7 protein-coding genes are annotated in these 11,042 nt (G+C 71.1%); 5 read left to right on the forward strand and 2 right to left on the reverse strand.

Going from position 1 to position 11,042, the window contains the following annotated elements:
- Positions 1–78: 78 nt before the first annotated feature.
- The 3 genes from QFW77_RS01240 to QFW77_RS01250 all read left to right on the forward strand — a co-directional run bounded on the left by QFW77_RS01240 (position 79) and on the right by QFW77_RS01250 (position 6,060).
- Positions 79–1,725, forward strand: a complete 1,647-nt coding sequence (locus QFW77_RS01240) for an acetolactate synthase large subunit (RefSeq protein ID WP_280572334.1) — start codon at positions 79–81, stop codon at positions 1,723–1,725.
- A 39-nt stretch (positions 1,726–1,764) separates the two neighbouring features.
- Positions 1,765–3,237 carry an aldehyde dehydrogenase family protein gene (locus tag QFW77_RS01245; RefSeq protein ID WP_280572336.1) on the forward strand — a complete coding sequence of 491 codons (1,473 nt, stop codon included), beginning with the start codon at positions 1,765–1,767 and terminating at the stop codon, positions 3,235–3,237.
- Between the two features lie 357 nt (positions 3,238–3,594).
- On the forward strand, positions 3,595–6,060 hold the full coding sequence (locus tag QFW77_RS01250; protein WP_280572337.1) for a TonB-dependent receptor plug domain-containing protein: 2,466 nt from the start codon (positions 3,595–3,597) through the stop codon (positions 6,058–6,060).
- A 286-nt stretch (positions 6,061–6,346) separates the two neighbouring features.
- Here QFW77_RS01250 and QFW77_RS01255 read toward each other — a convergent pair whose 3' ends face one another.
- Positions 6,347–6,967 carry a protein-L-isoaspartate(D-aspartate) O-methyltransferase gene (locus QFW77_RS01255; RefSeq protein WP_331487839.1) on the reverse strand — a complete coding sequence of 207 codons (621 nt, stop codon included), beginning with the start codon at positions 6,965–6,967 and terminating at the stop codon, positions 6,347–6,349.
- 261 nt (positions 6,968–7,228) lie between these two features.
- Complete coding sequence (locus QFW77_RS01260; RefSeq protein WP_425603240.1) at positions 7,229–10,129, reverse strand: bifunctional diguanylate cyclase/phosphodiesterase; 2,901 nt, start codon at positions 10,127–10,129, stop codon at positions 7,229–7,231.
- A gap of 208 nt (positions 10,130–10,337) precedes the next feature.
- Here QFW77_RS01260 and QFW77_RS01265 point away from each other — a divergent pair, with 208 nt between their 5' ends.
- Positions 10,338–10,856, forward strand: a complete 519-nt coding sequence (locus tag QFW77_RS01265) for an RNA polymerase sigma factor (RefSeq protein ID WP_280572400.1) — start codon at positions 10,338–10,340, stop codon at positions 10,854–10,856.
- The coding region (locus QFW77_RS01270) for a hypothetical protein (RefSeq protein ID WP_425603241.1) at positions 10,853–11,042 on the forward strand (190 nt) is incomplete at its 3' end. The genes QFW77_RS01265 and QFW77_RS01270, both read left to right, overlap by 4 nt.

The following is an 11,042-nucleotide window of genomic DNA, read 5'->3' on the forward strand; positions in this document are numbered from 1 at the left end:
GCCCGGCCGCCCCACGTGCGTCACCGCCAAGTCCGCGTCCAAAGCCAAGCCTCCCCCCGACGAGTGCCCGCCACCGACATGACCAAAGCCTCCGACCTGTTCGTCTCCGCGCTCGAAGCAGAAGGCGTGGAAGTCATCTTCGGCATCCCCGGCGAGGAAAACCTCGATCTGCTCGAATCGCTGCGCAGCTCCAGCATCCGCCTGGTCCTCACCCGCCACGAACAGGCCGCCGGCTTCATGGCCGCCACCTGGGGCCGGCTCACCGGCAAGGCCGGCGTCTGCCTGTCCACCCTCGGCCCCGGCGCCACCAACCTCGTCACCGCCGCCGCCTACGCCCAGCTCGGTGCCATGCCGATGCTCATGATCACCGGCCAGAAACCCATTCGCACCAGCCGCCAGGCGCATTTCCAGATCGTCGACGTGGTCGACACGATGCGGCCGCTCACCAAATACACCCGCCAGCTGGTCTCCGCCGACACCATTCCCGCGCGCGTGCGCGAAGCCGTGCGCCGCGCCGAGGAGGAACGCCCCGGCGCCGTCCACCTCGAACTGCCGCAGGACATCGCCGGCGACGACACCGACGCCCGCCTGATCCCGGCCTCCGCCTCGCGCCGCCCATTGGCCGAGCACAAGGCCGTGGAGGCCGCCGCGCGCGCCATCCGCCAGGCCAGCCGCCCGCTGCTGATGCTCGGCGCCGGCGCCAACCGCAAGACCACCGCCAGCATGCTTTGCGGCTTCATCGACAAGCTGCGCATCCCGTTCTTCAGCACCCAGATGGGCAAGGGCGTGCTCGACGAGACCGGGCCGCTGTGGATGGGCAACGCCGCGCTCTCGGACCACGATTTCGTCCACCGTGCCATCGACGCCGCCGACTGCATCATCAACATCGGCCACGACGTGATCGAAAAGCCCCCGTTCTTCATGCGCGAGGGGCGGCGCACCGTGATCCACGTCAACTACTCCGGCGCCCAGGTCGACCCGGTCTACTTCCCGCAGATCGAGGTGGTCGGCGACATCGCCAACGCGGTCTGGCAGCTGACCGAGGCGCTCGAGCCGCAGCCCCACTGGGATTTCTCCTGCTTCGACCGCGTCCGCGAGGCGATGCTCGCGCACCTCGACGACCGCGCCGCCGACGACCGTTTCCCGATGGTCTCGCAGCGCATCGTCGCCGACGTCGCCGCGGCGCTCGGCCCGGAGGACATCGTCTGCCTGGACAACGGCCTCTACAAGATCTGGTTCGCGCGCAACTTCCGCTGCCGCCGGCCCAACACCCTGCTGCTGGACAACGCCCTGGCCACGATGGGCGCCGGGCTGCCCTCGGCGATCGCCGCGCGCATCGTCCATCCGGACCGCAAGGTGGTGGCGGTCTGCGGCGATGGCGGCTTCATGATGAACTCGCAGGAACTGGAGACCGCGGTGCGCCTGGGGCTCGACCTGGTGGTGCTGGTGGTACGCGACGATGCCTACGGCATGATCAAGTGGAAGCAGCAGCACGAGGACTACCCCAGCTTCGGCATGGACCTGGGCAATCCCGATTTCGTGAAGTACGCCGAGGCCTACGGCGCGCGCGGCCATCGTCCGTCGGCGGCAGCGGAGCTTCTGCCGCTGTTGCGCCGCGCCCTCGAAACGCCGGGGGTGGACCTGATCGACGTGCCGCTCGACTACAGCGACGACGACCGCATCCTCAACGACGACATCCCGCGCCTGAGCGCCGCGGTGCGCTGATCGCGGCACAGCCCCTTTCATCAAGCCCGAGGACCGAGCATGGCCAATCCGAAAAACAGCAAGACCCCGCGCCGGGAGCGCGCCGGACTCGCCCGCAGCTATCCCTATTACCTGGCCAACCGCCCGGTCGCCGCCAACACCGACCTCGAAGTGCGCGACAAGTACTCGGGCAAGCTGGCCACACGCACCGCATTCGGCGACGCGACCACGATCCGCAAGGCGATCGTCGCCGCCCATCGCGCGCGCGAGCCGATGGCGGAATTCTCGCCCGACCGCCGCCGCGACGTGCTCGAGCACTGCATGCGCCGCTTCGAGGAACGCGCCGAGGAACTGGCCCTGGCGCTGTGCATCGAGGCCGGCAAGCCGATCGGCGACGCCCGCGGCGAGGTCACCCGCCTGATCGACACCTTCCGCATCGCCGCCGGCGAAGCCACCCGCATCGACGGCGAGGTGATCGAGCTGCAGATATCGGAACGCACCCGCGGCTACCGCGGCATGGTCAAGCGGGTGCCGATCGGCGTGTGCAGCTTCATCACCCCGTTCAACTTCCCGCTCAACCTGGTGGCGCACAAGGTCGCGCCGGCGATCGCCGCCGGCTGCCCGTTCGTGCTCAAGCCGGCCGCCAAGACCCCGGTCGGCGCGCTGATCATCGGCGAGGTGCTGGCCGAGACCGACCTGCCCAAGGGCGCGTTCTCGATCGTCCCCTGCAGCAACGAGGACGCCGCCGCGCTGACCGAGGACGAGCGCATCGCCCTGCTCAGCTTCACCGGCGGACTGGTCGGCTGGGAGCTCAAGGCCCGCGCCGGCCGCAAGAAGGTGGTGCTGGAGCTGGGCGGCAACGCCGCCTGCATCGTCGACGCCGACCCCGGCGCCGACCTCGACCACGTGGTCGACCGGATCGTCTTCGGCGCCTACTACCAGTCGGGCCAGAGCTGCATCAGCGTGCAGCACGTGCTGGTCCACCGCGACCTCTACGACGCCGTGCGACGCCGGCTCAAGGCCAAGGTGGCGAAGCTGCGCATGGGCGACCCGCGCGAGGAGAAGACCTTCATCGGCCCGGTGATCGACGAGCAGGCCGCAGAACGCATCCAGTCGTGGGTGGACGCAGCGCTGAAGGGTGGCGCCAAGCGCATCGCCGGCGGGCCGCGCGCAGGCAACATGCTGCCGGCCACGCTGCTGGAGAAGGTGCCCCGCGACTGCGATCTGTATCGCCAGGAGGTGTTCGGCCCGGTTGCCTGCCTGCAGCCGTTCGACGACTTCGAGGCGGCGCTGGATACCGTCAACGCCAGCGACTTCGGCCTGCAGGCCGGCGTCTTCACCGCCGACCTGGGGCATGCGATGCGCGCCTGGGACCGGCTCGAGGTCGGCGGCGTGATCGTCGGCGACGTGCCCAGCTTCCGCGTCGACAACATGCCCTACGGCGGGATCAAGCAATCCGGGCTCGGCCGCGAGGGGGTGCGCTACGCGATCGAGGACATGACCGAGCAGCGGCTGCTGGTGATCAAGGGCTGACGGCCGCCGGCGGCGCCTGCAGGCACGGTGGCGCCCGCCGGTCGCCGGGCGCCGCGTGCGCCAAGGGCGTTTCTGCGACGCGGTGCCTAGTTCCGATGCGCTACCCGCACATCGGCTTCCCATACGCCGAAGAATGGTGCTACAAGGCCGCGGCGGTCACAAAAACGTCATCGCCGCCCACAGGGGGACTGGGCCGTCTTCGGACGGGGGCAACCGTCTTTCCGGGGGAACCTCCCAATGCACAGCGATACCGCACGCCCGCGCGGGCCGGCTTCGATCTCCCCCGCGCCCCGTCGGCGCCGACAGGCACCGGCTTCCCGCCTCCCGGCGGCCGTCCCCCGCTTCGCCCGGCCCTGCTTGCTCTGGGCTGCACTGCTGCTCGCAGCCCCCGCCATCGCCCAGCAGCCCGCGTCGCCTGCTCGCGAACCGACGGCGACGACCCTCGATGCGGTCGAGGTCATCGGCTCGCGGGTGCGCGGCCGCACCGCCGCCGAGACCGCCGCCCCGGTGGACGTGATCAGCCGCGAGCAGCTGGAGAAGGCGGGCGTACAGGAGATCGGGCAGATGCTGCAGGTGCTCGAGCCCAGCTTCAATTTCTCGCGCACCTTCGTCAGCGACGGCACCGACATCATCCGCCCGGCCACCTTGCGCGCGCTCGGGCCCGACCAGGTGCTGGTGCTGGTCAACGGCAAGCGCCGCCACCAGCAGGCCCTGGTCAACGTGCAGCAGACCATCGGCCGGGGCTCCGCCGGCACCGACATCAACGCGATCCCGATCTCCGCCATCGAGCGCATCGAGGTCTTGCGCGACGGCGCCGCCGCGCAGTACGGCTCCGATGCGATCTCCGGAGTGATCAACATCGTGCTCAAGAGCGCCACCGGCGTCACCAGCGGCAGTTTCGAGGCCGGGCAGACCTACGAGGGCGACGGCACGGTGCTGCACGGCGGCGTCAACACCGGCCTCGCGCTGGGCGCGGACGGGTTCCTCAGCCTGACGGCCGAGTACCGCGACCGCGAGGAGACCAACCGCGCCGGGCCGGACAGCGCCCGGGTCGATCCGCCGCGCGTGACCCAACGGCTCGGCGACGCCGATGCCAAGGATGCCTACTTCTGGCTCAACGGCGGCCTGCCGGTGGCGGCCGGCGAGCTGTACTGGTTCGGCGGCCTGTCGCGGCGCGAGGGCGACTCCTCGGGCTTCTTTCGCAGCGGCGGCGACAACCGCAGCGTGCCGGAGCTGTATCCCGACGGCTTTCTGCCCAACATCATCACCACCGCAGAGGACGGATCGCTCGCGGCGGGATACCGCGCGCCGTTCGGCGAAGGCTGGGAATGGGACGTCTCGGTCAACCACGGCCGCAGCCGTTTCGAGTTCGACGAGCGCAACTCGGTCAACGTGAGCTGGTGGTACGAGCCGCTGGACCCGTCCGACCCCGCCGGGCCGCGCTACGAGGAGTCTCCGCTCGCGGCGCATACCGGCGCCCTGGAGTTCGACCAGACCACCATCAATCTCGATGTCCGCGGGCCGTTCGACTGGGGCCTGGGCAGCGAGCCGCTGTACCTCGCCGCCGGCCTGGAGTACCGCCGCGAAGGCTACGCGATCGAGGCCGGGGACCTGGTTTCCTACGCCTACGGACGCGGCAACGATCGCAGCATCCCGATCTTCGGCCAGACCGGCGAGATCGCGCAGCCCGGCATCCAGGGATTCCCGGGGTTCTCGCCCGCCGAGGCGGTCGACGAGAGCCGCCACAGCCAGGCCGTCTATGTCGACGCCGAATCCAGGTTCGGCAAGCTGCTGCTCGGCGCCGCGGCGCGTCACGAACGCTACTCGGACTTCGGCAACACCACCACCGGCAAGCTTTCTGCGCGCTTCGACGCCACCGAACGCTTCGCCGTGCGCGGTACCGTGGCGAGCGGCTTCCGCGCCCCCGGCGTACAACAGCTGTTCTACGGCCAGCGCTCCACCAACCTCAATGCCGACGGCGTGCTGACCGACACCCTGACCGCGCGCCAGGACAGCCAGGTCACCCGGGCGTTCGGCATCGCGCCGCTGAAGGAGGAAGAATCGGTGAGCGGCACCCTGGGCATCGCCTGGACACCGAACGAACGCTTCGCCCTGACCGTCGACGTGTTCCGGATCGACATCGACGACCGCATCATCTTTTCCAGCAACATCGCCCCGGAGAGCACCGGCACCGACGGCGCGCCCTGCGCCCCGGACAACGCCAACTGCCCGATTCGCGCCATCCTCGACCCGATCGGCGTCGGCCAGGTGCTGTTCTTCACCAATGCCATCGACACCCGCACCGAGGGCGTGGACGTGGTCGCCGACTTCAACACCGAAGCCGCGGGAGGCACCCTGGAACTGACCGCGCTGCTGCACTGGAACCGCACCGAGGTCACCGAGCGCCGGTCGCAGTCGGACATCCTGTCGCCGGCAGCGCTGTTCGACGACACCCAGGTCACCCTGGTCGAGGAAGGCCAGCCCGGCAACCGCTACATGCTGCAGGGGGTCTACCGCACCGGGGCCTGGGACTGGACCCTGCGCGCCAACTACTACGGGTCGGTCGCCGGCGAGGGATTCACGCCGGGGTTCAAGCAGAAATGGGACGGGCAGACCCTGTTCGACGCCTCGGTCGGCTGGCAGGCGTCCGACACGTTGCGCTTCACCATCGGCGCCAACAACCTGTTCGACACCTACCCGGACAAGTGGGACCCGGTGAACGCGGCACCCTTCCCGCAGCTCGGGTTCCTCTACGGCTGGGAGACGCTGCCCTTCGGCATCAACGGCGGCTACTACTACGCCAAGGTGAACTTCAGCTTCTGAGCCCGTTCCGGGAACCGCCCCTCGACTGTACGACCGAACGACCCCGGGGCACGCGGCGCCATCGAGTGGCGTCTGCGGGCGGCCAGGGGAACGTGACGATCAAGCCGCTATCGGGGAGCGACTTGTCACGCAGCCCCGGGCCCGCCCCCCCGCGAGTTCCAAACTGTCCTGCCACGAGCGAGCCGCGCGGCAACACAGCAACAGCCGGCTCCGGCATCGGCCCTACCCCGCGGCGACGCCGATGAATCCCCGCCGCCGATCATGCCGCTCGCGCCCTCGGATGCGGCTACCGGCCCAGGCTGGCGCCGCCGGTCATCGGCACGAAACGCACCGGCGCCACCATGGTGTCGGTGATGCTGCCGTCGGCGGCCTTCTCGATCACGCGCAGCTCCTGCACCGCGTGCACCGGCCCGACCGGGATCACCATCCGCCCTCCCAGCCGCAGCTGGTCGAGCAGCGCATCCGGCACCCGCTCGGGCGCGGCGGTGACGATGATCGAATCGAACGGTGCGTGCTCGGGCCAACCGGCGTAGCCGTCGCCGCTGCGCACGGTGACGTTGGCGTAGCCCAGCTCCTCCAGCACCTCCGCGGCGCGGCGCGCCAGCGGCTCCACGATCTCGATCGTATACACCTCCGCCACCAGCGGCGAAAGCACCGCGGCCTGGTAGCCCGACCCGGTCCCGACCTCGAGCACCCGGTGTTCCGGCCGAGGTTCCAGCAGTTCGGTCATCAACGCGACGATATAGGGCTGCGAAATGGTCTGGCCGTGGCCGATCGGCAGCGGCTGGTCCTCGTAGGCGCGCGCCGCATGGCCCTCGCCCACGAACCGGTGGCGCGGCACCGCGCGCATCGCCGCCAGCACCCGCTGGTCCGCGATCCCGCGCGCGACGAGCTGCTGCTCCACCATTGCCGCGCGCAACGCCGCCTCGGGTTCGTCGCCGCTGGCGGCGCGGGCTTCGGCACCCAGCGCGGCGGGGCCGCACAGCAGCGCCAGCGCGAGCAGCCGCAGCACGCCGCGCGCAGCCGGGCGCGAGCCCGGCGGGCGGCGGAACGGCGATTCGGAGCCACTGGACGCGATCATCGTGCACCCCCGGGTTCGCGGCACTGCGTCGATGTTGCCAGGGACGGGGTGAAACGGTCGTGACCCGCGCCGGCGCCGGGCCGGGGCTCAGTCCGCCGGCCGCGGGTGCCCATACAGGAAGCCCTGGCCGTACTGGCACCCCAGCTGCAGCAGCGTGTGCCGCTGCTGTTCGGTTTCCACGCCCTCGCCGATGGTGTCGATGCCGAGCGTGCCCGCGAGCGCCAGGATCGCGCGCACCAGCGCCAGGCTTTCTGCGCGGGTCTCGCCGTCCAGACCGGCGACGAAGCTCTGGTCGATCTTCAGCGACTGGATCGGGAACCTGTGCAGGTAGGACAGCGCCGAGAAGCCGGTGCCGAAGTCGTCGAGCAGCGCCAGGACGCCCCGCCCGCGCAGGATGTTGAGCATGCGCAGGACCCGCGGCGCGTCGTCCAGCAGCGCCACCTCGGTGAGCTCGATGCGCAGCCGGCGCGGGTCGGCCCCGGCATCGTCGAGCAGCCGCAGCAGGCGCTCGGCGAAGTCGTCGGAGTGGAAATGGCGCGGCGACACGTTGATGGAGACGTAGCCGTCGGCCCGGGTCCCGAGCCAGCGAACCACGTGCGCGTACATCAGCCAGTCCACCTGCTCGATCAGGCCGCTGTCCTCGCCCACGCCGATGAATTCCGCGGGCAGCAGCGGCCCGCGCAAGTCGTGGTTCCAGCGCAACAGCGCCTCGTGCCCCACCACCGCGCCGTCGGCCAGCCGCACGATCGGCTGGAAGTAGGGCTCGAAGGCGTTGTTGATGATCGCCCGGCGCAGATCCGCTTCCAGGTCCAGCAGCCGCGTGGCCTCGGCGCGCATCGCCTCGTCGAACAGCGCGCTGCGGTCGCGGCCCCTGGCCTTGGCGCGGTACATCGCGGCGTCCGCGTCGCGCAGCAGCTCCTCGCCATGGCGGTAGCGCGGCTGCCAGACCGCGATCCCGATGCTCGCCGAGGGAAACAACTCTCGCCCCGCCACCCACACCGGCTTGGACAGCGCCTCCAGCACGCGCGCGGCCACCGCCGCCGCGGCCGCCGGCGCATCGACGTCCTCGAGCAGGATCGCGAACTCGTCGCCGCCCAGCCGCGCCACCGCGTCGCTGGCCGACAGCGTGCGGCGCACCCGGCGGCCGACCTCCACCAGCAGCTCGTCGCCGGCGGCGTGGCCGACGCTGTCGTTGACCAGCTTGAAACGGTCCAGGTCGAGGAACAGCACCGCGAACGGCACCGTGCCCGGTTCGTGCATGCGCGCGATCGCGGCGTCGAGACGCTCGAGCAGATGCTCGCGGTTCGGCAATCCGGTGAGCTGGTCGTGCCGCGCCTGGTGGATCAGCCTTTGTTCGGCGCGCATGCGCTCGCCGATCTGCGCACGCAGCTCGCGGTTGGCGTCCTTGAGTTCCTGGGTGCGGGCCTCGACCCGGAACTCCAGCTCGGCGTGCGCGGCCTTCAGCGACTCCTGGGCGCGCTTGCGCGACAGCGCGCCGCCGATATGGTGCGCCACGAAGGTCAGCAGCTCCTGGTCCCGTTCCTCGAACAGGATGCCCGGCGAGTAGCTCTGTACCGCGATCGCCCCGATCACGCTGCCGTCGCGCGCCAGCGGCACGCCCAGCCAGCAGTGCGCGCGGGTGCCGTGGCTGCGCACGTCGCCGCACGACTCGAGCCGGGCGATGGTCTCGCGGTCGGCGAGCAGCGGCTGTCCGCTGGTGAGGACGAACTCGGTGAGGCCGTTGGTCATCAGCCGCGGCCGCCGCACCGGGTCGCGTTCGTCCACCGAGTAGGGAAATTCGATCCGCTCGCCGTCGGCGGCGAGCATGGCGATGTAGAAGTTCTCCGCGTACAGCAGGCCGCCCACCACCTCGTGAACGTCCTGGTAGAAGCGCTGCAGGCTGCCCGCGGTGACCGACATCTCGCTGATCCGGTACAGCGCCCGTTGCAGGCGCTCGGCGCGCTGCCGTTCCACCACCTCGGCCTGCAGCACCGCGTTGGCGTGCTGCAGTTCGCGGGTGCGTTCCTCCACCCGCCGCTCCAGCTCGGCGCGGGCGTGGTTGCGGTCCAGCGCGGTGAGAATGTGCTGGGCCACGTACTCCAGCAGCGCCCGGTCCTCTTCGGTATAGCTGCCGGGGCGGTCGTAGTTCTGCACCACGATCGCGCCGCAGACGCGGCTGTCGCGACGCATCGGCACCCCCAGCCAATCCGCGCTGTCGGGCCCGTGGGCCGGGTCGCGCGGCACGCCGAGCGCGGCGCGGATGCGCTCGGACGGGCCCATCATCGGGTGGCCGTGCCGCAGCAGCGCCACGGTGATGCTGTTGGGCATCTCGTCTAGCAGCAGGTCGCGGTCGGGCTGCGCGGTCCACGGATCGATCCGATCGGCGAAATACAGGAAGCGGACCGTCTCGCGCAGGTCGTCGTACAGCACGATGTAGAAGTTCTCGGCCGACATCAGGGTGGCGACCACGGCGTGGATGCGCGCCAGCATCCCGTGCATGTCGCGCGAGGAACCCGACAGGTCGGCGATCTCGTACAGGGCCTGCTGCAGGCGCTCGGACTTCTGCAGCGAACGGACCTGCAGCCGCGACAGTTCCGACTGCACCAGCGCGCCGATCACCCGTTCCGCCAGCGCCCGCCAGGCGCGCGCGGGCTGGTCGCCGAGCGCGCGCGCCGGCTCGACCGCGACGCAGACGCGGGTCTGGCCGTCCTCCCACAGCAGGTCTGCCGGCAGGGCCGTCGCGGTGGCGGCGCCCGCCAGCGCGCCAGCCGCCCGCGCGCGCACCGCTTCACCGACGCCTTCGCTGGCGGCGGCGCCGCTGCCCAGGCGCGGGTCGCGCCAGCACACCGCCAGGCCGGACCCCGGCGCCAGCAGCCCCCCCAGCATTTCGATCAGCGCCTGCAGGCCTTGCCCGGACGCCGGCGCAGCCGGCGAGCCTTGCCCAATCCCGTCCACACCCGCTCCGTTCCGGTCCCCTGCGCCAAGCATAACGGCAGATACGCGCGCTACCGGCAACCGACCCCGCCGCGCCGCCCCGCGCGTTTCCATGGATATGACGCAGATCACGCCCCGTCCCCGTCACCCCCGACCTGCCGCGGCGCGCGCGGGCTTCACCTGCGGGCCGCCACCGCTTAACCTGCCGGCGGTGAACGATGCCGATTGCCAGGACGACGGGGAAAGCAGCGACCAAGCGCTGATGCTCGCGTGGGTGCGCGGCGAGACCGCCGCGTTCGAGCGCCTGTACGCGCGCCACCGGACCCGCCTGTATCGCTTCCTGCTGCGCCAGTTGCGCGACGGCGCGCTGGCCGACGAGGTGTACCAGGACGTCTGGCAACGGGTGGTCGCCGCCCGCGCCGGGTGGCAACCCGAGGCGGCCTTCGCCACCTGGCTGTACCGCATCGCCCGCAACCGCCTGGCCGATCACTGGCGCGCCCAGCGGCACCGCCCTCCGGCGCCCGAGAACGCCGACGAGCGCATCGCGCGTGTACCCGACGACGACACGCCGGAGCATAGTCTGTCGCAGTTCGAGGAGCGCCGATCCCTGCAGCTGGCGCTGGACGAACTGCCCGAGGAGCAGCGCGAGGTACTGCTGCTGCGGCTCGAGCAGGAGTTGACCCTCGAGCAGATCGGCGACATCACCGGGGTCGGGCGGGAGACGGTGAAATCGCGACTGCGCTACGCGATGGACAAGCTGCGGACGAGGCTGAACGCATGACCGCTGACCGCGAACCGCTGACGCCCGAGGAGCGCGACCTTGCCGAGCGCCTGGCGCGCAGCGCGCCGCGCGCCCGCCCCTCACCCGCGCTGGATGCGCGGATCCTGGCCGCCGCGCGCGCCGCGCGCCCGGCGGCGGGCGGCGGCGGCACGGGCGCGCGCAGCGGGCGGCCACGCCGGCGCTGGC

It is taken from the genome of Luteimonas endophytica, from assembly GCF_029887875.1.
GTDB classification, from domain to species: domain Bacteria; phylum Pseudomonadota; class Gammaproteobacteria; order Xanthomonadales; family Xanthomonadaceae; genus Luteimonas; species Luteimonas endophytica.